Origin of the sequence: Kineosporia sp. R_H_3 (assembly GCF_002198675.1) — a bacterium.
Lineage (GTDB): Bacteria > Actinomycetota > Actinomycetes > Actinomycetales > Kineosporiaceae > R-H-3.
Map to the genome: position 1 here is coordinate 54,968 of NZ_MWLL01000249.1, position 24,601 is coordinate 79,568.

The 24,601-nt window shown below is 75.5% G+C and carries 22 protein-coding genes and 1 pseudogene; 17 read left to right on the plus strand and 6 right to left on the minus strand.

The genetic code is table 11. The features are described 5' to 3' along the window. Positions 1 to 127 precede the first annotated feature (127 nt). From ECOMGDLI_RS31840 to guaA, 10 genes are all read left to right on the plus strand, one after another. The gene (locus ECOMGDLI_RS31840) at positions 128 to 1,786 is read left to right on the plus strand and encodes a glycerol-3-phosphate dehydrogenase/oxidase (protein ID WP_088320855.1); all 1,659 of its coding nucleotides are present in this window, start codon (positions 128 to 130) and stop codon (positions 1,784 to 1,786) included. A gap of 95 nt (positions 1,787 to 1,881) precedes the next feature. Continuing rightward, complete coding sequence (locus tag ECOMGDLI_RS31845) at positions 1,882 to 2,259, plus strand: hypothetical protein (RefSeq protein ID WP_088320830.1); 378 nt, start codon at positions 1,882 to 1,884, stop codon at positions 2,257 to 2,259. A 66-nt stretch (positions 2,260 to 2,325) separates the two neighbouring features. Then, positions 2,326 to 3,927 carry a succinic semialdehyde dehydrogenase gene (locus tag ECOMGDLI_RS31850; protein ID WP_088320831.1) on the plus strand — a complete coding sequence of 534 codons (1,602 nt, stop codon included), beginning with the start codon at positions 2,326 to 2,328 and terminating at the stop codon, positions 3,925 to 3,927. A gap of 79 nt (positions 3,928 to 4,006) precedes the next feature. Further along, entirely contained in the window at positions 4,007 to 4,960 is a 954-nt protein-coding gene (locus ECOMGDLI_RS31855) for an oxidoreductase (protein ID WP_088320832.1), read from the plus strand. Between the two features lie 13 nt (positions 4,961 to 4,973). Continuing rightward, positions 4,974 to 6,041 carry a zinc-dependent alcohol dehydrogenase family protein gene (locus tag ECOMGDLI_RS31860; RefSeq protein WP_088320833.1) on the plus strand — a complete coding sequence of 356 codons (1,068 nt, stop codon included), beginning with the start codon at positions 4,974 to 4,976 and terminating at the stop codon, positions 6,039 to 6,041. A gap of 157 nt (positions 6,042 to 6,198) precedes the next feature. Further along, a complete protein-coding gene (locus ECOMGDLI_RS31865; protein WP_088320834.1) occupies positions 6,199 to 6,729 on the plus strand; it encodes a PAS domain-containing protein in 531 nt (176 codons plus the stop codon). After that, a complete protein-coding gene (locus ECOMGDLI_RS31870; protein WP_198955366.1) occupies positions 6,726 to 7,661 on the plus strand; it encodes a methyl-accepting chemotaxis protein in 936 nt (311 codons plus the stop codon). The genes ECOMGDLI_RS31865 and ECOMGDLI_RS31870 overlap by 4 nt, the downstream gene beginning before the upstream one ends. Positions 7,662 to 7,702: 41 nt before the next feature. After that, entirely contained in the window at positions 7,703 to 8,578 is an 876-nt protein-coding gene (locus tag ECOMGDLI_RS31875) for an SURF1 family protein (protein ID WP_088320836.1), read from the plus strand. Beyond that, positions 8,575 to 8,958 (plus strand): DUF3817 domain-containing protein, encoded by a 384-nt coding sequence (locus ECOMGDLI_RS31880; RefSeq protein ID WP_088320837.1) that lies wholly within the window; start codon positions 8,575 to 8,577, stop codon positions 8,956 to 8,958. Before ECOMGDLI_RS31875 ends, ECOMGDLI_RS31880 begins: the two co-directional genes overlap by 4 nt. A gap of 9 nt (positions 8,959 to 8,967) precedes the next feature. Continuing rightward, positions 8,968 to 10,644, plus strand: a complete 1,677-nt coding sequence (gene guaA, locus ECOMGDLI_RS31885) for a glutamine-hydrolyzing GMP synthase (RefSeq protein WP_233153709.1) — start codon at positions 8,968 to 8,970, stop codon at positions 10,642 to 10,644. A gap of 210 nt (positions 10,645 to 10,854) precedes the next feature. On the opposite strand, the gene ECOMGDLI_RS31890 is transcribed toward guaA, so the two are convergent. Beyond that, positions 10,855 to 11,805, minus strand: coding sequence for a hypothetical protein (locus ECOMGDLI_RS31890; RefSeq protein ID WP_198955367.1), 951 nt, complete (start codon positions 11,803 to 11,805; stop codon positions 10,855 to 10,857). 9 nt (positions 11,806 to 11,814) lie between these two features. Between ECOMGDLI_RS31890 and ECOMGDLI_RS31895 the strand changes: the two genes are divergently transcribed. Together ECOMGDLI_RS31895 and ECOMGDLI_RS31900 are read left to right on the plus strand one after the other, a co-directional pair. Continuing rightward, positions 11,815 to 12,345, plus strand: coding sequence for a hypothetical protein (locus ECOMGDLI_RS31895; protein ID WP_143448057.1), 531 nt, complete (start codon positions 11,815 to 11,817; stop codon positions 12,343 to 12,345). A 3-nt stretch (positions 12,346 to 12,348) separates the two neighbouring features. After that, entirely contained in the window at positions 12,349 to 12,609 is a 261-nt protein-coding gene (locus tag ECOMGDLI_RS31900; RefSeq protein WP_088320839.1) for a hypothetical protein, read from the plus strand. A gap of 102 nt (positions 12,610 to 12,711) precedes the next feature. On the opposite strand, the gene ECOMGDLI_RS31905 is transcribed toward ECOMGDLI_RS31900, so the two are convergent. Continuing rightward, positions 12,712 to 13,275: a GrpB family protein gene (locus ECOMGDLI_RS31905; RefSeq protein ID WP_158221236.1), complete on the minus strand. Its 564-nt coding sequence runs from the start codon at positions 13,273 to 13,275 to the stop codon at positions 12,712 to 12,714. A 313-nt stretch (positions 13,276 to 13,588) separates the two neighbouring features. Here ECOMGDLI_RS31905 and ECOMGDLI_RS31910 point away from each other — a divergent pair, with 313 nt between their 5' ends. Together ECOMGDLI_RS31910 and ECOMGDLI_RS35065 are read left to right on the plus strand one after the other, a co-directional pair. After that, on the plus strand, positions 13,589 to 14,134 hold the full coding sequence (locus tag ECOMGDLI_RS31910) for a SigE family RNA polymerase sigma factor (RefSeq protein ID WP_088320841.1): 546 nt from the start codon (positions 13,589 to 13,591) through the stop codon (positions 14,132 to 14,134). Continuing rightward, positions 14,131 to 15,645, plus strand: coding sequence for a hypothetical protein (locus ECOMGDLI_RS35065; protein ID WP_088320842.1), 1,515 nt, complete (start codon positions 14,131 to 14,133; stop codon positions 15,643 to 15,645). Before ECOMGDLI_RS31910 ends, ECOMGDLI_RS35065 begins: the two co-directional genes overlap by 4 nt. Positions 15,646 to 15,668: 23 nt before the next feature. Here ECOMGDLI_RS35065 and ECOMGDLI_RS31920 read toward each other — a convergent pair whose 3' ends face one another. The 3 genes from ECOMGDLI_RS31920 to ECOMGDLI_RS31930 are packed head-to-tail and all read right to left on the minus strand — an operon-like array spanning position 15,669 to position 19,530. Next, complete coding sequence (locus ECOMGDLI_RS31920; RefSeq protein ID WP_143448058.1) at positions 15,669 to 18,137, minus strand: SpoIIE family protein phosphatase; 2,469 nt, start codon at positions 18,135 to 18,137, stop codon at positions 15,669 to 15,671. Continuing rightward, positions 18,134 to 19,018: an NTP transferase domain-containing protein gene (locus tag ECOMGDLI_RS31925; RefSeq protein ID WP_088320844.1), complete on the minus strand. Its 885-nt coding sequence runs from the start codon at positions 19,016 to 19,018 to the stop codon at positions 18,134 to 18,136. Before ECOMGDLI_RS31925 ends, ECOMGDLI_RS31920 begins: the two co-directional genes overlap by 4 nt. Then, complete coding sequence (locus tag ECOMGDLI_RS31930; protein ID WP_088320845.1) at positions 19,015 to 19,530, minus strand: NUDIX hydrolase; 516 nt, start codon at positions 19,528 to 19,530, stop codon at positions 19,015 to 19,017. Before ECOMGDLI_RS31930 ends, ECOMGDLI_RS31925 begins: the two co-directional genes overlap by 4 nt. Positions 19,531 to 19,756: 226 nt before the next feature. Here ECOMGDLI_RS31930 and ECOMGDLI_RS31935 point away from each other — a divergent pair, with 226 nt between their 5' ends. The 3 genes from ECOMGDLI_RS31935 to ECOMGDLI_RS31945 are packed head-to-tail and all read left to right on the plus strand — an operon-like array spanning position 19,757 to position 24,094. After that, a complete protein-coding gene (locus ECOMGDLI_RS31935) occupies positions 19,757 to 20,887 on the plus strand; it encodes an NUDIX domain-containing protein (RefSeq protein WP_198955368.1) in 1,131 nt (376 codons plus the stop codon). Beyond that, positions 20,884 to 23,052: a hypothetical protein gene (locus tag ECOMGDLI_RS31940; protein ID WP_088320846.1), complete on the plus strand. Its 2,169-nt coding sequence runs from the start codon at positions 20,884 to 20,886 to the stop codon at positions 23,050 to 23,052. Before ECOMGDLI_RS31935 ends, ECOMGDLI_RS31940 begins: the two co-directional genes overlap by 4 nt. A gap of 55 nt (positions 23,053 to 23,107) precedes the next feature. Further along, complete coding sequence (locus tag ECOMGDLI_RS31945; protein ID WP_088320858.1) at positions 23,108 to 24,094, plus strand: glutathione S-transferase C-terminal domain-containing protein; 987 nt, start codon at positions 23,108 to 23,110, stop codon at positions 24,092 to 24,094. Here the strand turns inward: ECOMGDLI_RS31945 and ECOMGDLI_RS35070 are convergent. Beyond that, positions 24,081 to 24,601: pseudogene (locus tag ECOMGDLI_RS35070) on the minus strand (MFS transporter); the annotation flags it as partial. The gene ECOMGDLI_RS31945 and the pseudogene ECOMGDLI_RS35070 sit on opposite strands and share 14 nt — an antisense overlap.

A 24,601-nucleotide genomic window follows, 5' to 3' on the forward strand; every position in this document is an offset into this window, starting at 1 on the left:
CTCGGGCAGCGCTGCGGGCAACGCAGCGGGCAACGGTGCCGGCGGCGCACCCGCGGCCCCGGACGTCGAGGCGCTGTCCCGCCGCGGCCGGCTCGGCCCCGTCGAGCGGCAGGCCGCCCTGGACGCCATGCGCTCGCAGACCTTCGACGTCCTCGTCGTCGGCGGCGGCGTCGTCGGTGCCGGCACCGCGCTGGACGCCGCGACCCGCGGCCTGTCGACGGCGCTCGTCGAGGCCCGGGACTGGGCCAGCGGCACGTCCTCGCGCAGCAGCAAGCTCATCCACGGCGGTCTGCGCTACCTCGAGATGCTCGACTTCGCGCTCGTCGCCGAGGCGCTCAAGGAGCGCGGGCTCATCCTCACCCGGCTCGCGCCGCACCTCGCGCAGCCGGTGAAGTTCCTCTACCCGCTGACCCACCGCGGCTGGGAGCGGCCGTACGTCGCTGCCGGCGTCACGCTCTACGACCTCATGGCGCGCGCGGGCGGCTACGGCGCGGGGCTGCCGTTCCACCGGCACCTGACCCGCACCCAGGCGCTGCGCGCGGCGCCCGCGCTGAAGAAGGACGCCCTCGTCGGCGCCGTCCAGTACTACGACGGCCAGCTCGACGACGCGCGGCACACGATGAACATCGTCCGGACGGCGTCCGCGTACGGCGCCCGGGTCGCGAGCCGCACCCGGGTCGTCGGGTTCCTCCGCGAGGGTGAGCGGGTCGTCGGCGTCCGGGTCCGCGACCTCGAGCACGGCGAGGAGTTCGAGGTCCACGCCCAGCAGGTCGTCAACGCGACCGGGGTCTGGACCGACGAGACCCAGGCGATGGTCGGCGAGCGCGGCCAGTTCAAGGTCCGCGCGAGCAAGGGCATCCACCTCGTCGTCCCGCGGGACCGCATCCAGTCGACGACCGGCATGATCCTGCGCACCGAGAAGTCCGTGCTCTTCGTCATCCCGTGGGGCCGGCACTGGATCGTCGGGACGACGGACACCGACTGGGACCTCGACAAGGCGCACCCGGCGGCGTCCGCGACCGACATCGACTACCTGCTCGAGCACGTGAACTCGGTGCTCGCGACGCCGCTGACCCGCGAGGACGTCGAGGGCGTCTACGCGGGGCTGCGGCCGCTGCTGTCCGGCGAGAGCGACTCGACGAGCAAGCTCTCCCGCGAGCACGTCGTCGCGCACCCGGCGCCCGGCCTCGTCGTCGTCGCCGGCGGCAAGTACACGACCTACCGGATCATGGCCAAGGACTCGATCGACGAGGTGGCCCGCGCCCTGGACTTCCGGGTGGCGGCCTGCTGCACCGACGAGGTGCCGCTGCTCGGTGCCGAGGGGTACCGCGCGGCGTGGAACGGCCGGGCCCGGACGGCGGCCCGCACCGGGCTGCACGTCGCCCGGGTCGAGCACCTGCTGCGCCGCTACGGCTCGATGGCGGACGACGTCCTCGCGCTGTGCACGTCCGACCCTGCGCTCGGCCGGCCGCTGCCCGGCGCCGACGACTACCTGTGCGGCGAGGTCGTCTACGCGGCGTCCCACGAGGGTGCCCGGCACCTCGACGACGTCCTCGCCCGGCGCACCCGGATCTCCATCGAGACCTGGGACCGCGGCGTCACGGCCGCCCCGCACGTCGCCCGGCTCATGGCCGGCGTGCTCGGCTGGTCGCCCGCGCAGCAGGAGAAGGAGGTCGCGCACTACGAGGCCCGGGTGGCCGCGGAGCGCGCGTCGCAGACCCAGACGGACGACGAGACGGCGGACGCCGTCCGGCTCGGCGCGCCGGAGATCGTGCCGCTCAGCTGAGGCCTGGTCCCCGGCGTCGACCAGGGGCGTTAAAGGGATTCACCCGTACTGCCGAAGGAGGTCGGGACACACCACCTGAACGGGGGGACATCCCGATGACGATCATCAAGGCCGCCTGCCCGACCTGCGGCGACGTGGAGCTCACGAAGGACCAGGTCCGGCTCGTGGTCCACGCGGTGCGCAGCCGGTCCTTCTACTCGTTCGACTGCACGTCGTGCGTGTCCCAGGTCAAGAAGCCCGCCGGCGACGAGGTCGTCCGGCTGCTCACCCTCGGCGGCGTCGTCGCCGAGCGGATCGAGGTGCCGGCCGAGGCGCTCGAGGTCCACGAGGGCAAGGCCCTCACCTCGGACGACCTCCTCGACTTCGCAGCCTGGATCGAGGACGCCGAGAACGTCGTCCAGGCGGCCGCCGCCGGGCTGCACGCCCGGCTCCTGACCCGCGACCAGCAGAAGCAGGCGCCCGGCCGGTCCTGATCTGCCGCCCAATCGGGGGTTACCGGTGGGTAGCCAAGGGCCGTTGACGATGTCTACGCTCCTCGCATGTCCACGGAGCGCACCGTCGCCGATCCCGAGTCGGACCCCACGGCCACCTGGGCCCTCGACCCCGGGCGGGTCCGCGGCCTGACCTCGCGCGCGGTCGTCGGTGACGACGCCGCGCACGTCACGACCGTCACGCCGTTGAGCGGGGCGCCGCTCGCGGCGCTGCCGCAGTCCACCCCCAGGGACGTCACCCGGGCCGTCGCGCAGGCCAGGGCCGCGCAGCCCGGCTGGGCCGCCCGGACGCCGCGGCACCGGGCCGCCGTCCTCCTGCGCCTGCACGACCTGCTCCTGGACCGGCAGTCGGAGATCCTCGACATCGTCCAGCTCGAGACCGGCAAGACCCGGCTCTCGGCGTACGAGGAGGTCGCCGACATCGCGCTGAACTGCCGGTGGCTGGCCCGTCGGGGCCCGAAGATCCTCAGCGACCGCACCTACCGGGGCATCGTGCCCGTCCTCACCCAGGTCACCCAGGTGCAGCACCCCAAGGGCGTCGTCGGGGTCATCGCGCCGTGGAACTTCCCGCTCGTGCTCTCGCTCGGCGACATCATGCCCGCCCTGCTCGCCGGCAACGCCGTCGTCGTCAAGCCCGACAACCAGACCGCGCTGACGATGCTCTGGGCGGCGGACCTGCTCGCCACGGCCGGGCTGCCGGACGGCGTCCTGCAGGTCGTGCTCGGTGACGGCCCGGGCGTCGGCGGCGCGGTCGTCGACGCCGTCGACCACATCTGCTTCACGGGCTCGACGCCGACCGGCCGGGTCGTCGGCCGGCAGGCGGGGGAGCGGCTCATCAGCGCCTCGCTCGAGCTCGGCGGCAAGAACGGCGCCTACGTCGCGGACGACGCCGACCTCGACCGCGCCGCCGAGGCGCTCGTCCGGGACTGCTTCAACAACACCGGCCAGCAGTGCATCGGGATCGAGCGGCTCGTGCTCCACGAGGCGGTCGCCGAGGCGTTCCTCGACCGCTTCGTCGACCGGGTCCGCCGGCTGCGGCTCTCGGCGGCCCTCGACTTCAGCGGCGACATCGGCGCCCTCACCTCGGCCGCCCAGCTCGCGAAGATCACCGCCCACGTCGAGAACGCCGTCGAGCACGGCGCGGTCGTGCTCGCGGGCGGGCGGCCACGCCCCGACATCGGCCCGTGGTTCTTCGAGCCGACCGTGCTCGACCGGGTGAGCCCCGAGGCCACGTGCTACGCCGGGGAGACGTTCGGGCCGGTCGTGTCGGTCTACCGGGTCTCCTCGGACGCCGAGGCGCTCGCCCTCGTCAACGAGGGCGAGATGGGCCTCAACGGTGCGGTGTGGACGAGCAACCTGCACCGCGGACGGCGGCTCGCCCGCCAGGTCGTCGCCGGCACCGTGAGCGTCAACGAGGCCTACCTGACGACGTGGGGGAGCTCGGCGGCGCCGATGGGCGGGCGGCGCGCGTCCGGCGTCGGCCGGCGGCACGGCCGCGAGGGCATCCTGCGGTTCACCGAGTCGCAGTCGGTCGCCGTGCAGCGCGTCATGGGCATGGGCGTGCTCTACGGGCAGGGCCCGGAGCGGTTCGCGAAGACCTTCACCCTCCTGCTCAAGGCGGCCCGGGCCACCCGCTTCCCGTGGCCGTGACCTTGGCCGTGACCCTGGCCGTGACCCGGGCCGCCGCCCCGACGGGTGACCCCGGAACCCCCGTGCGAGAGTGGATCTCGTGACCTCGACGTGGACCCCTGCCGACCTGCCCGACCTCTCCGGCCTCGCCGCCGTCGTCACCGGGGCGAACTCGGGGCTGGGCCTGGAGACCTCCGTCGAGCTGGCCCGCGCCGGCGCGCACGTCGTCCTCGCCTGCCGGGACGCGCTGCGCGGCGACGAGGCGCTCGGCCAGGTCCGGGTGCGGGTGCCGGGGGCGGCCGCCGAGCTGCGCAGCCTCGACCTCGCGAGCCTGGCCTCGGTGCAGGCGTTCGCGGACGGCGTCCTCGAGAGCTTCGGCGAGGGGCTGGCCCTGCTCGTGAACAACGCCGGCGTCATGGCGATCCCGCGGCGGACGACGGCCGACGGGTTCGAGATGCAGCTCGGCACGAACCACCTCGGGCACTTCGCGCTCACCGGGCTGCTGCTGCCCGCGCTGCTCGCGACGGGTCCGACCGGCGGGGTCGCGGCCGGGCCCGCGCGCGTCGTCACCGTCGCGAGCAACGCCCACAAGATGGGCCGGCTGCACCGGGACGACCTCATGGGCGAGCGCAAGTACACACCGTGGTCCGCCTACGGCCAGGCCAAGCTCGCGAACCTGCTCTTCATGCGCGAGCTGCGGCGCCGGGCCGACGCGGCCGCCGCGCCGCTCCTGTCGCTCGCCGCGCACCCCGGCTACGCGCGGACGAACCTCACGACGTCCGGCCCTGCGGCCGGCAGCCGGCTCGTCGCCCGCGTGACCGGAGTCGCCGAGCGGTTCATGGCCCAGAGCGCCGCCGCCGGGGCCCTGCCCACGCTGCGCGCCGCCGGCGACCCGACCGCCCGCAGCGGCGACTACTACGGCCCCGACGGGTTCATGGAGCAGAAGGGGCACCCGAAGCTGGTCGGCATGACGGACGCCGCGCGCGACGACGCGGACGCGCTGTGGCTCTGGGAGCGGTCGGTCGAGCTGACGGGCGTCGACCCGAAGCTCTGACAGGATCGGCGCCGTGAGAGCGACCACGATCAACGGCCCGTTCGACATCCGCCTCGTCGACGCCCCCGACCCCCGCGTCGTCGCCCCGACGGACGCCCTCGTGCGCGTCGTCGTGTCGTGCATCTGCGGCTCCGACCTGTGGCCGTACCGCGGCGACGCCCCCGAGGGCGTCGAGCGCCGGATCGGCCACGAGTTCGTCGGGGTCGTCGAGGACCTCGGGCCGGACGTGGCGACGCTGCGGGTCGGTGACCTCGTCATCGCGCCGTTCCTGTGGTCGGACGGCACGTGCGCGATGTGCGTCCGGGGCCTGCAGACGTCGTGCCTGGCCGGTGGCGGCTACGGCGGCAAGGACCGGGACGGCGTCCTCGTCGACGGCGGCCAGGGCGAGTACGTCCGGGTGCCGCAGGCCGACGGCACGCTCGTCGCCGTCCCGTCGTCGGGTGCCGACGGCCCCGGCGGGGTGGACGCCGCGCTGCTGCCCTCGCTGCTCACCCTCTCCGACGTCATGGGCACGGGGCACCACGCGGCGCTCGCCGCCCGGGTCGGGCCGGGCTCGACGGTCGCGGTCGTCGGGGACGGCGCGGTCGGGCTCTGCGGCGTGCTCGCCGCGCGCCGGCTCGGCGCCGAGCGGGTCGTCGCGATGAGCCGGCACCCCGTCCGCCAGGACCTCGCCCGCGCGTTCGGCGCGACGGACGTCGTCGAGGACCGGGGCGCGGACGGCGCGGCCGCCGTCGCCGCAGCCCTCGGCGGGATCGGCGCGGACAGCGTCCTGGAGTGCGTGGGCACCAAGGACTCGATGGACCAGGCGCTCGCGACCGTGCGCCCCGGCGGCTCGGTGGGCTTCGTCGGGGTCCCGCACGGCGTCGAGCTCGACGTCCGCGACCTGTTCCGCCGCAACGTGTCCGTCGGCGGCGGGGTGGCGCCGGTCCGGGCCTACATCCCGCAGCTGCTGCCCGACGTCCTCTCCGGCGCGATCGACCCCGGCCGGGTGTTCGACCTCGAGCTGCCGCTCGCCGACGTCGCCGAGGGCTACACCGCGATGCACGAGCGCCGGGCGACGAAGGTGCTGCTGCGCCCGTAGCCGCCTGCCGCGTGCGAACGTCACCGGGACCTTCTCCCCGCCGAGGTCGGGACCGGTGGGCCTACAGGGCCCGCCCGGTGACGCCGATCACCCATCGGACGGGGCAGCCTGCGCTGGTGCAGGCGGCCGGCAGCAGGTGTTCGGAGGAAGAGGCGGCATGCACCGGTCCAAGGTCGCGCCGACGGGTGTCGAGCGGCGTCTCGGCGCCGACGAGCTCATCGTGAGCAAGACGGACGCCAAGGGTGTCATCACGTACGCCAACGACGTCTTCTGCCGGATCGCCGCCATGCGCGAGGAGGACGTCGTCGGGCAGCCGCACAACGTCATCCGGCACCCCGACATGCCGCGGGCCGTCTTCAAGCTGCTCTGGGACACCATCGCGGCCGGCCAGGAGATCTTCGCCTACGTGAACAACCTCGCCGCGGACGGCGCCAACTACTGGGTCTTCGCCCACGTGACGCCCTCGTACGACGCGTCGGGCCGGATCGTCGGCTACCACTCCAACCGGCGCAGCCCGCACCGCGACGCGATCGCCGCGGTGACCCCGGTCTACGCGGCGCTGCTCGCCGAGGAGCAGCGTCACGCCCGGGCCTCCGACGGCATCGCGGCCTCGACCGCGCTGCTCGGCACCACCCTGGTGTCCGCCGGTCTCGCCTACGACGAATGGGTCTGGACGGTCACCCCGTGAACCTCTTCCACAGCGACCGCACCGGCTCCGGGCCGGACCCGGCCCGCGAGGCCCTGCGCTTCTTCGGCGAGGCCTGCCGGCGCGCCGCCGAGGGCGACCTCGAGCAGCGCATGCCCCTGCTCGAGGGCGCCGCCGCGACCGACCCGGACGTCACCACGGCCCGGGCGTCGGTCAACGCGCTCCTCGACGTCGTCGACGCCTACATCCGGGAGTCGTCGGCGGCGATCGCCGCGAGCAGCGGCGGCCGGTACGACCGGCGGCTGCTCACCGGCGGGCTGCACGGCGCCTTCCGCACCGGGGCCGAGACCATCGACAACGGCCGGGTCTCGATGCGCGGCGCGCACGAGGAGATCGAGCGCGCCGCCGACGCCCGCCGGGCGCTCGCCGAGCGGCTCGAGACGACGGTCCTCGCCGTGAGCGAGCAGGTCGCGGCCGCGGCGACGCAGATGGGCGCGACCGCCGAGGGCGTCGTCACGTACGCCCGGGACGCCGTCGACGACTCCTCGCGCGCCACCGGCACGGTCGAGGAGCTCCGGACGAGCTCGGACGACATCCGCCGCGCGGTCGACCTCATCAGCCAGATCGCCTCCCAGACCCGGCTCCTCGCGCTCAACGCGACGATCGAGGCGGCCCGCGCGGGCGAGGCGGGCCAGGGCTTCCGGGTCGTGGCCGCCGAGGTGAAGAGCCTCGCGGACGCCGCGGCCTCGTCGTCCGACACGATCCTGTCCCGGGTGGACGCCGTGAGCGCCGCCGCGGGGGATGCGATCACGGCGCTCGAGGCCGTCACGCAGCGGATCCGCGAGATGGACACGATGGTCAACGACATCGCGAGCGCGGTCGAGGGCGGCCAGACCGGCGGCGGGCTCGTCCGGCTCGCCGAGATGCTCCGTGCCGAGGTCAGCGAGTTCGTGGCGACGGTCCGCAACGGCTGACCCGCCGTCACGGGCCCGGGCCGCCCGGGTTACCGTGAACCGTGCTGCGGACCGCCCTCAAGCCCCGGTGGCTGGCGCTCCTCGTCGTCGTCCTCGTGGCCGCCGCCGGGATGGCGCGGCTCGGGCAGTGGCAGTGGGACCGCGCGCACGACAACGCCGACGAGAACGTCGTCGCGCGGACGACGCAGCCCCCGGTGCCGATCGGCGCCGTGATCAAGGCCCGGCAGACCTTCACGGGGGCCGCCGCGGACCGGCCCGTCGTCGCCGTCGGCACGTACTCGGCGGCCGACCAGCTCCTCGTCCCGGAGCGCCGGCTCTCCGGCCGGACCGGCCTGTGGGTGCTCACCCCGCTCGTCCTCGAGGACGGCAGCGCCGTCGGCGTCGTCCGGGGCTGGGTCCCCGACGCGGCCGACCCCGCGGCCGCCGCGGCCGCCGTCCCGACCGGGCCGGTCGCCGTCCGGGGCGTGCTGCGGCCCGCCGAGCCTCCCCCGGACCGCGCCCCCGGCGAGTCGAGCGGGCTGCCCGCCGGCCAGGTCGAGCGGGTCGACGTCACCGAGCTCATCGGGCTGTGGCGCTGGCCGCTGCTCACCGGGTACCTCGTCCTCACCGACTACACCGCCGCCGCGACCGCCGACGGCACGACGACCGCGGTGCCCGTCGCCGCCGCCTCGCCGGCGCGCGTGCCCGCGGTCCCCGAGGGCACCGGCGGCATCGACCTGCGGAACCTGTCGTACGCGGGGCAGTGGTTCCTCTTCGCGGGCTTCGGCATCTTCATGTGGTGGCGGCTCGTCCGGGACGACCACCTCGGCGTGCTGCCGCCCGCACCGGACGACGACCCGGCCCCTGCCGCCCCTGCCGACGCTGCCGACCCGCACCCCGCTGACGAGACCACCCCCCACGAAGGAGCCACCCTGTGAAGGCCGCCCTGACCCGGTACCGCGTCCTCGCCTGGGCGACGGGTGTCTTCCTGCTGCTCCTCACGCTGCACGTCGTCCTCCAGGCCGTGCAGAAGGAGCCGGGGCAGCCGCTGTTCGAGGCCGAGGGGATCGGCGCGGTCCTGCCCGGGGCGGGCGCCTGGGTGCCGATCGTCCACGGCTGGCTCTACCTCGTCTACGTCATCGTCTCGGTCGACCTGTGGTTCCGGACCCGGCTGAACTTCCCGCGGATGGTCGGCGTCGCCCTCGCCGGGACGATCCCGTTCATGTCCTTCGTCGCCGAGCGCTGGGTACGGCACCAGGTCGAGCCGATGCTCGGCCGGGAGCGGACCGCGGCGGGGACGGCCGCGCAGCCTCAGTAGGCTGGGCGGGTGACCGACGCACCCGCCGAGAACACGCCCCCCTACGACGTCATCGCGGACGGGCCCGCGGGCTCCGGCCCGGCGCCGGCCGAGCGGCACACCGCCGAGGAGCTCGCGGAGGAGTCGCACCGCCCGGTCCTCGTCGTCGACTACGGCGCCCAGTACGCGCAGCTCATCGCGCGGCGGGTCCGTGAGGCGAACGTCTACTCCGAGATCGTGCCGCACACGATGCCGCTCGCGGCGATGCTCGCGAAGCGGCCGGCGGCGGTCATCCTCTCCGGCGGCCCGGCGAGCGTCTACGCGGACGGCGCCCCGCAGGTCGACGCCGCGCTCTTCGAGGCCGGCGTCCCGGTGCTCGGCATCTGCTACGGCTTCCAGGCGATGGCCCGGGCGCTCGGCGGCGAGGTCGCGCGGACCGGCCTGCGCGAGTACGGCGGCACGTCCGTCGACGTCGAGGCCGACGGGTCGGTGCTCGTCCACGGGCAGCCCGCGCAGCAGTCGGTGTGGATGAGCCACGGCGACTCGGTGCAGAAGGCCCCCGACGGCTTCTCCGTCGTCGCGACGACGTCCGGCGCGCCGGTCGCGGCGTTCGAGGACCCGGCCCGGCGGCTGTTCGGCGTCCAGTGGCACCCCGAGGTCAAGCACTCGACGTTCGGCCAGCAGGTGCTGACGAACTTCCTCCTGAGCGGCGCGGGGATCACCGCCGACTGGACGACCGGCAACGTCATCGACGAGCAGGTCTCCCGGATCAAGGCGCAGATCGGTGGCGGCCGGGTCATCTGCGGGCTCTCCGGCGGGGTCGACTCGGCGGTCGCGGCGGCGCTCGTGCAGCGCGCGGTCGGCGACCAGCTCACCTGCGTCTTCGTCGACCACGGCCTGCTCCGCGCGGGCGAGGCCGAGCAGGTCGAGCGCGACTTCGTCGCCGCGACCGGCGTCCGGCTCAAGGTCGTCGACGCGCAGAAGCGCTTCCTCGACGCGCTCGCCGGGCAGATCGACCCGGAGGAGAAGCGCAAGACGATCGGCCGCGAGTTCATCCGGGTCTTCGAGCAGGCCGCGCGCGAGGTCGTCGAGGAGGCGGGTGCGGCGGGCGAGGAGGTCAAGTTCCTCGTGCAGGGCACGCTCTACCCGGACGTCGTGGAGTCCGGCGGCGGCGAGGGCGCGGCGAACATCAAGAGTCACCACAACGTCGGCGGCCTGCCCGACGACCTCCAGTTCGACCTCGTCGAGCCGCTGCGCACGCTCTTCAAGGACGAGGTCCGCGCCGTCGGCCGCGAGCTCGGGCTGCCCGAGGAGATCGTCGGCCGGCAGCCGTTCCCCGGCCCCGGCCTCGGCATCCGGATCATCGGCGAGGTCACCCACGACCGGCTCGAGACCCTGCGCGCCGCCGACCTCATCGCCCGCGCCGAGCTCACCGCGGCCGGCCTGGACGCCGAGATCTGGCAGTGCCCGGTCGTGCTCCTCGCCGACGTCCGCTCGGTCGGCGTCCAGGGCGACGGCCGCACCTACGGCCACCCCGTCGTGCTGCGGCCGGTGTCCTCCGAGGACGCCATGACCGCCGACTGGACCCGGCTGCCGTACGACGTCCTCGCCCGGATCTCGACCCGGATCACGAACGAGGTGCCCGAGGTGAACCGGGTCGTCCTCGACGTCACGAGCAAGCCGCCGGGCACGATCGAGTGGGAGTGACGGCACAGCGGTCGCGGAAGCGATAGCGGGAAGATGCGGCAGGCTGCCGCTCAGATCTCCGCGTAGGTGGCGGCGTGCGACGTGCCGACCGCATCCGCCGACGCCACGACCCCGATGACGGCCTGACCAGGGAGATTCATTCGCGCGGGTCTGGCCTGCCGGGGTAGGCGGCGCGCAGGTCGCCGTCGAACAGGCGACCGCAGAACTCGTTCATCCGGGCTGCGGCGGGGGCATGCCGCGCGATGATCTTCGCCACGTGCGGCGGCACGTCCGGTGGGATGTCGCCGGTCGCGCACCGGTGCACGAACTCGTCGCGGGCGACGGCATCGCCCTCGGGCGGTACGGGCACCCCGCAGACTGTCGTGACCAGCCAGTTGACCAGCCGCATAGACGCGTAGTCGCCGTCATGGGTGGCGTGCGGGCAGCGAAGTCGCGCTCGGCGGCGGAGAGGTCGAATCGCGGCGAGGTGGCGAGCCCGAAGTCGACCAGGTAGAGCCGGTCGTCGTCGGCCCGGACGTTGCCGAAGTGTCTGTCGAGGTGGAGCACCTCGCGGTGCCGCAGGAACGACACCATCTCGAACAGGTGCTGTTCGACCGCGGCGGCTCTGCCGATCGGGTCGCTCAGCCAGCCCGACAGCCCGTCGGGGAGATGCTCCAGAAACAGCACGAGGCTTGCGGTGGCGCTCGCCAGAGCGTCGAACCGGGCCCGCACGGCCCGGTGACCACCGAACTGGTCGACGACGGCGTCGATGTCGAGGTGCTCGGTCGCGACCGATGGGCGGCCGGGCAGCACCCGCCAGTGGTGCAGCAGCGCGAACGACTCCGTCTCCCCGGCGAGGACCCCATCGGTGACGCTCTGGTTCGCCGCCAGTTCGCGCCACGCGCCGAAACCCGGAGCCGCCAGGCGGTACATCCCGTACTGCCAAGCCACCGGCAGGTCGAACAGGTTCGACGTGTCGTGCGGATGAGCCAGCTCCCGGTCGGTGATCGGGACCCGCTTGACGAACACGGGCACGCCATCGACGTCCGCACTCGAACAGCCGCCGCCCACACCGACGCCGACGGGTGGCGCGGCCTGCACGAGCCCCGCCAGTTCGTCGTCGCGAAGGGCGGCCAACGTCGCTGCGACGCGGTCGTGGCGCGATCGCCGGGCGAGGAGCATCGCCGCATCGTGCCACCGACCGATAGCCCTTCGATGCTGTGCCGGACACCGATCTGGCCGCCGGTCGTGCTGCGGGCGGTGTTGTCGGTGGCCCCGGTTACGTTCACTCCTGTGATCGAGCTTCCTGATCTGCGGCAGGTCCTGCGCGGGGAGACGCTTCCTTCGCGCACGACGGTCGTGATCCGCGGAGGTCCGGACTCTTCGGAGAAGCTGCGCTCTCACGCCCAGCGAACGGCACGTGCATTCGCGCTGGACGGGGTGCCCGTCTTGGGGATCTCGGTGTTCGCAGGTCTGGATGACATCGGTGCCGCATCCGTTGACGGCGTCCTCGCCGGGAAGCTGGCCACATACCGGGTCGTGCATCTCGTCGAGGCTGGTGCTCTTATCTCCGAGGGTTTCCAGTTGCTGCCGACGTTCACTCGGCCTCACATGACACTCTTGCTGACCTCGCTCGACGACCTCGAACCCCTCGTCAAGCTGCTTGGCCCCGCAAGCCCGAACCCTCACTATGGTGAGACAACCGGGCGACGGAGGAGGTGAACGATGATCAGAGTGGACATCCCTGCGGATCTCAACTCCGAGGACGAGACCGGATATGTGTGGACATTCCTCGACGAGGCGCGGGACACCAGCATCGTGACTCCCGGAGCCCTCGTCGTGACAGGCGACGACGACGCGCCTGCGGTCGCCGTGGTGGTCGACCTCGTTCCCCACCCGAACGGCACGATCGTCCACCTCGACGTCCTCCCGGGTCCCGTCGACGGCTACCTGGCGTTGGCTCGACGGATGACCGCGTCAGCCTGACGACCCCCGCTGGTTCGAACCGCCCCCACGCAGGCAGCGACGCCGAGACCCTGCGCGGGGCGAGGCGCAGAGGTGGCGCGGGGCGCGAGCGGGAGAGGCGGGTCAGGGGTCTTCGGCGGAGGTCTCGTACCGCCGGACGACGTCGGTCTTGCCGCGCGTGTAGGCCCGGGAGTCGCCGCCGCACGTCGCGAGCAGCCGTTGCTTGACCGCGGCGTACTCGGCCGCGGCCGCGGGGTCGGCGCGCAGCCGGTCGCGGAAGGCGATGATCCGATGCCAGTACGCACTGCCCTCGGTCGTGAGGTGCAGGTGGTGGGTGCGCAGCTGCGTCGGGTCGGCCGGGCCCTTGCGGAAGACGTATCGGCCCGGGTCGTCGGCCAGGGCGCGCGGGTCCCAGACGTAGCCGAGTCCTTCGAGCGCCGTCCGAACGTGCGCGAACCGGCCGTCGAGCGTGGCGTCGTCCGGCAGCCCGACCATGACGTCGACGACGGGCTTGGCGGGCAGCCCGGGCACGGCCGTCGAGCCGATGTGCTCGACCCGGTGCGGGACGTCGGCCAGCGCGGCGCCGAGCAGTGCGGCGCCGAGCAGTGCGGCCTCGTCGGCGAACGCCGTCGCCCAGGCCGGGTCGTACGGCACGACGCGGGGTGCTGCGTGCACGAAGTCGGTCACCGGTGCCGTCCTCTCCTCGGACGCGAGACCGGGTCGATGCTCGAGTCCGGGCGGTCGTGATCGCGACGTGGAGGACCCGAGCACGGACCCGAGCTCGCGCCCACCCTTGCTGCAGTCGTGGATCTGAGGTCTTGCACGCCTAGCGTGCATCGGGCTGCAACGACACATGCAGCGGCCGGCGCGCCGTCGCCCCGACGACCGCGACACCGCCGTTCCGGCGACACCTTCCGCGGACGCCTGACAACCATCGTGCCCCCGCCGGACTCTGGACACGTGACCCCGGCCGCCCGAGCCGGCAACCCCTGGAGGCACCGTGGACCGTCGCGAGGGCTTCGAGCCCTTCGCCGCCGGCGCGGCCTCGCACCTGCGGCGCACCGCCTACCTGCTCACCGGCGACCCGCACGTCGCCGAGGACCTCGTGCAGGACGCGCTCGTCGCGCTCTACGTCGCCTGGCCGCGGGTCGCCGACCCGTACGCCTACGCCCGGCGCAGCGTCGTCAACGGCACCCGGTCGCGGTGGCGGTACCGGCGCCGGCGGCCGGAGACGAGCGTGGCCGTCGTCCACGACGACGCCGACCCCGGCGCCGACACCCGGACGGCGCCGCCGGACGCGACGGACGCCGTCCTGGCCCGGCGGGTGCTCCTCGACGCCCTCGCGACCCTGCCGGCCCGGCAGCGCGCGGTCGTCGTCCTGCGCCACCTCGAGGATCTCAGCGAACCGCAGACCGCCCAGGCCCTCGGCATCTCGGTCGGCACGGTGAAGAGCCAGAACGCGCGCGCCCTGACCCGGCTGCGCGAGGCGCTCGCACCGGACGGCGACCCCGACGCGGCCCGGCTCCCGGAAGGACAGCGCTCATGACCGGCACAGCTCCCGACCCGCTCGTCACCACGCTCGTCGCCCTCGCGGAGCGCGCGGACCTCGCCGTGGACCTCGCTGCGGATCTCGAGGCCGCTTCCGCCCCGGCCCGTCCCGCGGCGGACGGCGCGCTCGCGGCCCGGGCGGCCGCCCTCGGTCGTCGCCGGCTGCGCACCCGGACCGTGGCGCGCGCCGGGGGCGTCCTCGTCGCGGCGTCGGTGCTCGTCGGCGGCACCGTCGCCGCCTTCCCCGACGCGGTACGCCGGGTCCCGGTCATCGGCTCGCTCGTCCCGGTTCCGGCGCCGGACCCGCAGCCCCCCGTGGCCAGGGACGTCGACCCCTACGCGCGGCTCCTCGACGGCCCGGCGCGTGGCGTGCTGGCCGGTGACGAGGGGCTGCGCGCCGAGGCGTTCGCCGCCTGGGCGACGGCCCGGAGGGTGTCCCCGGACGGCCGGCTGGGGGTGTTCGACGACCTCCGGGGCACGCCGCGCCTCGTCTGGGCCGGTCCGACCCAGGGCGGACCCGCGGCAGTGGTCGCGCAGCGCGCGTTCGTGCACCCGCACCCCGGCCTCGACGCCGCTGACCTCGGCGAGCGGACGCTGCTCGGCTTCGTGACCACCGGGCCGGGCGGCCGCCTCGAACTCCTCGCCGTGGACCGCGCGGCCCGGTCCGAGCAGGTGACCGACGATCCGGCCCGCCGCAGCGCGATGGTGGGTGTGTGGCTCGACGAGGCCCGCGGCCGGCTGCTCCTCGTCGATCCCGGCGTGCCGCTCGTGTGGTCGAGCCGCTGGTCCTACCGGCCCGACGGCGTCCCGGTGCGGGACTGGGCGCCGGTCGCCTTCTCCGACGGGGCGACCGTCCTCTCGTTGCCGAAGGGGAGCGACGCCCGGCTCGTCGCGGTGGCCCGCGCCCCCGTCCGGGACTGGGCCGACGTGCAACGCCTCGGACCGGACCGCCGCAGCGACCAGGTCGTGCCGAACTGGGTCGCGTCGGCCGCGACCGTGCGCTGGGCGCGCACGACCCGGTGCCTCGCGATCGGCCGCGGCGACCTCGAGGCGTCGGCGTGCGAGCGATGGGGCGAGGCCCTCGTCACCGCGCGGATGGATCGCACGGGGCCGGGCGGCGTGGCGTTCGGCTCCGTGCCGGGCAGCCTCGTCGGCCGCACCCCGGACGGTCGCACGTACGTCGTCGCCACCCTCACCGCCGATGCGGACCCGTCCCGTGTCGTCGGGGGCGTCCTCACCGGCGCCGACCCCGAGCACGTCACGGCGTCCGCCCTCGCGGACGGGGGCGTGCTCGACCCGGACGCCGCCCTGCCGGTGGCCGTCCGGCTCCCGGAACGGCAGGGCTGGGTGGTGGCGAACGTCGGTGCGGCCCTGCGCTACCGCGTGACGCCGTCCGGGTCCTGGACCGACGCCGGCCGGGACGCCGCCCTGCTGCCCGACGCCGAGAGGCTCGAGGTCGAGGTCACGCGGGACGGCTCGACGCCGGTCGTCGTCATGCTCGGTGGTTGAGCGACGAGTGGGGTCGTCGCCCCTCAGGGCGCCTCGAGCTCGGCCCAGACCCGCTTGCCGTCGGGCAGCGCCGTCGTCCCCCAGCGGGCGGCGAGGACGTCGACGAGATGGACGCCGCGCCCGTGCTCCTCGCGGGGGCCGGGGTCCTGGTGCTGGGGGGCGTCCGGGCTGGTGTCGGTGACGCTGACGCGGACGGCGTCGTCGAGGCGGCGCACCTCGAGGGTGACCTCGCCGCCGGCGTGGGTCACCGCGTTCGTCACGAGCTCGCTGACGACGAGGGTCACGGTGTCCACGAGCTCGGTCATGCCCCACGAGCGCAGTGCCTCGCGGGCGACCGACCGGGCGACGTACGCGGCGCTCGGCACCGGCTGCAGCACGTGCCGGACGACGGCACCGTCCGGTGCCGACGGGTCGTCCACCGGCCGGCCGGCGGCGCTGCCGCGGCGGACGGCGAGCAGGCACACGTCGTCCGTCGGCCCGGAGCCGGCGAGCAGGGTGTCGCAGATGGCACGCACGAGGTCCGGCGGGGGCAGCTCGGCGGGCACCGCCGCGGCCGTCGCGGTGAGCCGGTCGAGACCGTGGTCGAGGTCGTCGTCGCGGCGCTCGACGAGGCCGTCGGTGAAGAGCACGAGGGTCTCGCCGGGGTCGAGGCGGAAGGGGTGCTCACGTGCCCCGGCGGCCAGGAGCGAGCCGACCGGCGGGTCGACGTCGTCCCCGAAGAAGGTCGCGCGCGCACCGGTCACCGCGGCGTCCGGGGGTGCGATCCGCAGCAGAGGCGGGTGCCCGGCGCTGCACCAGACCCCCTCCCCGGTGGCCGGGTCGAGCTCGAGGTAGGCGATCGTCGCGAAGGTGTCGGGGTCGTACTGCTGGACGAACGCGTCGAGCCGCTCGACGACGTCGCCGGGACCACCGCCGAGCAGGGCGTACGAGCGCAGCGCGTTGCGCAGCCCGCTCATGACCCGGGCCGCGGGCAGGCCGTGCCCGGCGGCGTCGCCGACGGCGAGCCCGAGCCGGCCGGACGGCAGGACGAACGCGTCGTACCAGTCGCCGCCGACCTCGTGGCCGCCGGTCGCCGGCACGAAGACCGCCCCGAGCGTCACCCCCGGCACGGTCGGCAGCCGGTCGGGCAGGACGGCGTGCTGCAGGGCGTCGGCGACCGTCCGCTGCTGCTCGAAGAGCAGGGCCCGTTCGAGCGCCTGCGCCGTGTGCCCCGCGAGGGTGACGAGGAAGTCGCGCTCCTCGCCGCTCATCGTGTGCTCGGTCGACCACGACAGCGCGAGCGTGCCGAGCCGGGAGCCGCTGCCGGTCACGAGCGGCAGGTGCGCCATCGACTCGGTCCCCGCGGTGCGCATGTGCGGGCCGATGTCGGGGAAGTCCTCGACGGCCTGCTCGACCGACTCGTGGAAGTACGGGCGGCCGTGCCGGGCGGCGTCCGAGACGGGCGCGGACCGGTCCAGCGGGAAGCGCGACCACACCGCGGCGGTCTCCGCCGGCAGCGGGCTCATGCTCACGTACTCCATGCTCCGGCCGGTCTTCTCGACCAGGGCGATGCCCGCGAAGACCGTCCCGAGGGCCCGGCGCGCGTTCGTCGTCACGGCGTCCGCGACGTCCTGGACGGTCATCGCCGTCGAGAGCGAACGGGTCAGGTCGAGCAGCTGCCGGCCGCGGGCCAGGGCCCGTTCGAGCCGGCTGACGATCCGGCCCCGCTCGCGCTCGGCCTCGTGCCGGGCCTCGACGCTGCGCAGGTAGACGGTGAGCCCGTCGATCGACGGGTACGCCCGCACCTCGAGCCAGCCGGTCGCCGTCGGCGTCTCGAACGTCACCGGGCGCTGGTGGTCCATCGCCCAGTGGTAGTTCACGTGCACGGGGGAGTCCTCGGTCTCGGGGACCTCGTCCCAGAACGGCCGCCCGACGAGGTCGGCACCGGCCCGGCCGAGCAGCCCGGCGGCCGTGTCGTTGACGTAGGCGACGGTCCAGTCCGGCTCGAGGATGAGGACGCCGTCACTCACCTGCGCGAGCGTGCGGCCGGTGCGCTCGCGGGAGGTCCGCAGCGCGGTCGTGTCCGCGGCGACCCCGGTGACGACGGCACCGCCGGAGCCGTCGAGGACGACGCCGCCGCGCAGCCGGACCCAGCGGACGGTGTCGTCGTCGCCGCGGACCCGGAACTCCTCGAGGACCTGCAGGTCGCGCAACGCGCCCGGGCCGACCCGGCCGTTCCGGCCGCCCGGCGGGCCGTCGGCCCGCAGCGCGAGCTGGCAGGCCCGGGAGACCGACTCGAGCGCGGCGAACAGGCCCTTGCGGTCGTCGGGGTGGAGCGCCCCCATGAGGTCGGCGACCGGGAAGGTGCCCGGTTCGGCGGCGCCGACGAGGCGGGCGGTGACGTCGTCGATCGTCACGGTGTACCGGCCCGGGACGAACGACCAGAGCCCGACGCCGCTGGCCCGCAGCGCCAGCGCGTCGAGGTCGCCGTCCGGCATCACACCCCCAGTCACTGATCGGAACTGAGTGTGCCGGTAACCCCGGTGACTGTCATCCGGGAGCCGTCCGCCGCGACGGCGCGGACGGCGTCGACGAGCCGCTCACCGGGCGCGACGTGCGCGCCGTCCCAGACGACCGACCGGACGACGTCCCCCTCGACCCGGGCCCCGGCGCCGACGACGGACTCCTCGACCCGGCCGCTGACGACCGCACCGGGCGCGACGAGGCTGCCGCCGGCCCGGTGCACCGCGTCGAGGTTGGCCGCGAGGTACTGCGCCGGCGTCCCGCAGTCGACGACGGTGCCGGGCAGGCCGAGCACGGCGGTCGTCACGAGGTCCAGGCGGCCGAGGGCGTCCTGGGCGGCCCAGAGCACCTCGTAGAGCCCGGTCGGCTCGGCCGCCAGGGCCTTGACGAGCGCCCACGGCAGCAGGCACGCGCCGACGTAGCGCAGCCGGGCGCCGTCCGGCGCCGTGAAGTCCGGGCGTCCGTCGACGGGGACGCAGAGCAGCCGGCAGCGCTCGCCGTCCCAGCCGTCGGCGAGGCCGCCCAGGCCGCCGGGCAGGTAGGCGTCGGCGTTCGTGAGGAGGACGTCGCGGCCGTCGACCCAGTCCCGCAGCGCACCGAGCGCGCCCGCGGTGCCGAGCGCCTCCGGGGACTCCACCGACACGTGCGCCCGGCCGCCGACGTGCGCGACGACGAGGTCGGCGCCGTGGTGGGCGTTGACGGCCAGGTGCCCCGGCCCGCTGCCGGCCGCGGGCGCCACCCGGGCCAGCGCGTGGTCGAGGAGCGGCACCCCGCCGACCGGGCACAGCGCCTTGGGGCGCAGCAACGTGAGCGGGCGCAGCCGGACTCCCTCGCCGGCCGCGAGGACGACCCCCGCGAGCCGGTCCGTCACCGCCCGAGCACCCGCCCCGAGTGCGCGTCGCCGTCGCGCCAGCGGCGCAGGACGTCGAGCACCGTCGCGGTCGGTTCGTCGATGGCGCCGAGCTCGTCGGGGCGCAGCCACGCGGCCTCGATCGCCTCGCTGCCCGGGCGGACCTCGTGCGCGGCGTCCGACACGACGTGGAAGACGACGTCGACCCGGCGCGACCGCGGCTCCACGACGACCCCGATCGGCAGGTCGACCTCGACGACCAGCCCGGTCTCCTCGCGCAGCTCCCGGACGACGGCCTGGTCGGCCCGCTCGCCGCGGTTGACGAGCCCGCCGGGCAGCGTCCAGCCGGGCCGGTGGTGCTGGCGCAGCACGAGGATCCGGCCGTCGTGCTCGACGAAGCAGACGGCGCCGACCGTGTGGCTCGGGGCGATGACCCGGACCGCCGCGACCCGCAGCCGGCGCGGCATCCGGCGGAAACCCGTGAGGGCCCAGCGATGCAGCGTCCCGATGCCCGCGCCCGCCTCCCCGCCCATGCCTTCACCCTACGTCCGGGGGACCGACGTCCCGGGTGCACGGACGGATCCGCGCCTAACGTCGTCCTCGTCACGGCTCAGCGGATCGTCACGGATCTGCGAACGGGTTCGGCCGCTCACCCGGCCGAGCACGCGACCCGAGGTGGACCGGGTCGGAGGGCGGGGAGGCATCGCCTCCCCGCCCTCGAGCGTTTGCCGCCCGCCGCACGCGGTAGCGTCGTCCGCCGTGCCGCCCGACCCCACCCACCACCTCGCGCAGGACCTCGCGCAGGACCTCGCGCAGGATCTTGCGCAGGACCTCGCGCAGGACCGGCCGCCGCGCCGGGACGTGCAGCGCCTGGCGGCCTACGGGGTGCTCCGGGACGGCGCCGGTCGGGTCGTGCTCGTGCGGGCGTCCGACCGGTCCGACCTCACCGGCGTCTGGTTCCTGCCCGGCGGCGGCGTCGAGTTCGGCGAGCACCCGCGGGACGCCGTGGCCCGCGAGGTCGCCGAGGAGACCGGGGTGGCGGTCCGGGTCACCGGCCTGCGGGACGTCGTCTCCGACGTCATCGACCTGCCGCACCGGGGCGTCCGGGTGCACACGCTGCGGGTGCTCTACGACCTGCACGCCGACGACGCGTCCACCCCCGGAGCGGGCTGGGCCGTGGGCCTACGGCCGGAGCCCGACGGCACGAGCGACGCCGTCCGCCTCGTGGCCCCCGAGGAGCTCACGGGCGCCGGTGCGCTGCCGGTCGTGCCGTTCGTCGCGCACGCGCTCGGCCTGCCCGTGCCGCCGATGCCCGTCGCGCACCCGCCCGCCCGGCCGACGGTCGTCCCGGCCGCCGCGGCGGGCCACGCCGTCCACGGTTTCGGCAGCCCGGCCGCCGATGACCCCGCCGTCGTCGCCGAGGGCGGCGCGGTCGCCCCCGGCCCGGACCTCGACGCCCTCCACGGCGAGGCGGTCGCCCGGGTGCAGCGCACCGCGGCCTACGCGCTGTGCCACGACGGCGGGCGCGTCCTGCTGAGCCGGCTGCGGAACTCCACGCTGTGGACGCTGCCCGGCGGCGGCATCGACCACGGCGAGCAGCCGCACGAGGCCGCCGTCCGGGAGGTCCACGAGGAGACCGGGCTGCCGCTGCGGCTGCGGGGGCTGCTCGACGTCGACAGCACCCGGTTCACCGGGCGCGGCCCCTCCGGGCGGGCCGAGGACTTCCACGGCGTTCGGGTCGTGTTCGACGGCGAGGTGCCGACGGACGTGGCGCCCCGGGTCGTCGAGGTCGACGGGTCCACCGTCGAGGCCGCCTGGTGGCCGGTCGCGGACCTGCCCCGGCTGCAGCTCACCGGGCTCGTCCGGGCCGTGCTGAAGCACCTGCCGTGACCGACGCGGCCGGGCTGCTCACCGCCGCGGCGGCGCAGGTGCTCGCCGCGGACGGCCCGTCGGCGGCCCAGGACCCGGCCGCGTGGCGGGACGCCGCGATCCGGCACGCGGCCGCGACCGCCTGGCAGGCCGGGGACGGCGCCGCGGTCCGGGCGCTCGCGAGCGGGTACGGCGCGCTGCTGTGCCTCGAGCCGGTGCTCGACGGCGGCGCCGTCGACCTGGCCCGGGTCGGGATCGCCGAGCGCCGCCGGCGCGGCGCGTTCGGCACCCCGGCCGCGCTCGCCGCGGTGCTCGCCGCGCACGCCCTGCCGGCGGCCCTCCCGACGGCCCTCCCGACGGCCCCGCCGGACGCCGCCCCGACCGTCGTCGACCCGGCCTGCGGCAGCGGGGCCCTGCTGCGGGCGGCGTTCGCCCGGCTCGTCGAGGTCGGCGTCCCGCCCGCGCAGGCGGCGGCCGCGCTGCACGGCGTGGACGACGACCCGGTCGCGGTCGACCTCGCCCGGACCGTCCTCGCGGTCGACGCCGTCGAGGCCGGCGCCGCCTGCACCCCGGCCGACCTCGCGGCCCGCGTCGTCCTCGGCGACGCCCTCCTGGGAGCCACCCCGCTGCTGCCCGCGGCCGGTCCCGGCGGCCTCGCCTGGCACGAGGCGTTCCCGGCGGTGCTCGCGGACCCGGGTGCGGCCGCCGACCCGCTCACCGGGTGGCGCGGCGGGTTCACCGCGGTCGTCGCGAACCCGCCGTGGGAGCGGCTCAAGGTGACCCGCAAGGACTGGCAGCACCGGCCGCCGACGGCGCTGCGGGCGGACCGGGCGGCGTCCGCGCGGGGGCTGCGGGAGGCGGGCCGGCACCCGCTCACCGGGGCCGGCGAGATCAACGCCTACCTGCCGTTCCTCGAGACGTGCTGGCGGCTGCTCGCGCCGCACGGCCGGGCCGGGGTCGTCGTCCCGGCCGGGGTCGCCGCGGACCGGTCGGCCTCCCGGCTGCTCGGGGCGCTGCTCGACGCCGGTGCGCTCGAGCGGCTCCACCTGCTCGACCAGACCGCGCCCGTCTTCGAGGACGTGAGCAGCCGGGTCGGGGTCGCCGTCGTCGTCCTGCGGTCGGGCGCGTGCGGGCCGGACGGCGCGGACGGCGCCGCGGCGGTCGCGCGGCCGCCCGCCGAGGTCGTCGTCGGGCTCGTGGACCCCGCGCAGCCGGCCGGGGAGCGGGCCTGGGCGCTCGACGCCGACGTCCCGTGGCTCGTCAACCCGAACACCGGCACGCCGCCGCTGTGCACGTCCGCGCGGGACGCCGCCCTCGTGACCGCCGCGCACCGCCGGTTCCCGGTGCTGCTGCGCCGCGGCGCCGACGGCGGGGTCGTCGACAGCCCGTGGCAGGCCCGGCTCGTGACCTCGATGCACATGACCCGGGACGCCCGCTGGTTCGCGACCGCCCCCGGCCCGGGGCTCGTGCCGCTGTGGGAGGCCAAGCACGCCGGGCTGCTCGACCACCGCGGCGGCGGCCGGGCCGCGCACCGCTACTGGGTGCCGCGCGACCTCGTCGAGGAGCGGTTCGGCGCGCTCGCCGGGCGCGGCTGGCTCGCCGGCTACCGCAACGTCACGACGACGGACTCGCCGCGCACCCTCATCCCGACGGCGCTGCCCGTCGTCGGCGTCGGCAACTCGCTGCCGCTCGTCGACGCACCGCGGCTGCCGCTGCTGCTCGCCGCGCTCGCGAGCCTGCCCGTCGACCATCTCGTGCGGCAGAAGCACGCCGGCGCGAACCTCAACTTCTTCAAGCTCGAGCAGGTCGCGCTGCCCCCGCCGGAGGCGTACGACGTCCCCGCGCCGTGGGAGCCCGGGACGACGCTCGCGGCCTGGGTGCTCGCCCGGTTCGCCGTCGCGCACGCCTGGGACGACGACCTGTCCGGGCTCGCCGCCGAGCTCGGCGCGGACGGCGTCCCGGTGCCGGCCTGGCGCGCCCGTACCGCTGCGCGCGCCGCCACCGACCGCGCCGCCGCGCTCGCCGACCTCGACGCCGCGCACGCGCTGCTGCTCGGCTGGTCCCGGGGCGACCTCGAGCACGTGCTGTCGACGTTCACCGCCCTGCGCACCAAAGAGGTCACCGCTACGGGTGCCTTCGGGACGGCCGCCCGGGCGCTCGCGGCGTACGACCGGCTGGCCGGGTGACCGCAGGCGCCCCTGCGACGGCTGTGCCTAGGGTGGAGGCATGACGACCGACGCGGTGCAGAAGGCCCAGTTCGGGGCGGAGACGGCGAAGGACGGCGCGTTCGTCCGGCAGGGCAACCGGTTCACCGACCGGATCACCCGGGACAGCGACTCCGCGCCCGGCGAGGGGCCGGACGCGCAGGGCCGCTGGCCGGTCGAGGCCGGCCGCTACCGGCTCGTCGTCTCGCTCGCGTGCCCGTGGGCGCACCGCTCCGTCGTCGTGCGCCGGCTGCTCGGCCTCGACGACGCGATCTCGCTCGCCGTCGTCGACCCGTACCGCGACGACAGCGGCTGGGCGTTCACCCTCGACCCCGACGGCCGGGACCCGGTGCTCGGCGTGACCCACCTCGCTCAGGTCTACGCGCGGACCGACCCGGCGTACACCGGGCGGGTCACGGTGCCCGCGGTCGTCGACACCGTCACCGGGCTCGTCGTGACGAACGACTACCCGCAGATCACGCTCGACCTGTCGACCGAGTGGGTCGACCACCACGCCCCCGGCGCGCCGCGGCTGCTGCCCGACGACCCGGCCGCCCGGGCGGAGATGGACGCGTTGATCGAGGTGGTCTTCCGTGAGGTGAACAACGGCGTCTACCGGTGCGGCTTCGCAACGACCCAGGAGGCGTACGAGGCGGCCTTCGCGACGCTGTTCGCCCGGCTCGACGCGCTGTCGGAGCACCTGGAGACCCGGCGCTACCTCATGGGCGACACCGTCACCGAGGCCGACGTCCGGCTCTTCACGACGCTCGTCCGGTTCGACGCCGCCTACCACGGCCACTTCAAGTGCAACCGGAGCAAGCTCACCGAGATGCCGGTGCTCTGGGCCTACGCGCGGGACCTGTTCCAGCACGACGGGTTCGGCGAGACCGTCGACTTCGCGCACATCAAGCGGCACTACTACGCGACGCACCCGATGATCAACCCGACCCGGATCGTCCCGGTCGGCCCGGACCTCAGCGGCTGGACGACGCCGCACGGCCGCGAGGCGCTCACGTCCTCCTGACGAGGCGGCCACGGCCGGCGACGGCGACGACGGTGAGCGCCGCGGCGACCGTCGCCCAGGCCAGCGATCCGGCCGCGCCGGAGCGGTCCGCGACCGCGCCGCCCGCCGCCGCACCGACCGCGGCACCGGCGAAGATCGTCACGTTGAGCCAGGTGTAGGCCTCGGTCGTCGCGGTGGCCGGGACGACGTCCGGCACGAGCGCGTTGCCGGTGATGATCGTCGGGGCGTTCGCCGCCCCGGCGACGACGAGCGCCGCGGTGACCGCCACGAGGGCCGCCGTCCCCGAGGTCGTCGCACCGGCGACCGCGACGGCCAGCGCCCCGGCGGCGAGCGCGACCGCGGAGACCGCGAGCCGCCGCGCCGGCGGCGTCGTCCAGGCGCGCGCACCGTAGACGACGCCGGAGACGAGGCTGCCCAACGTCCACAGCCCGAGGACGAGCCCGGCGGCACCCGGCCGGTCGGCGTCGTCGGCGAGCGCGACGACACCGACCTCGACGAACCCGAAGC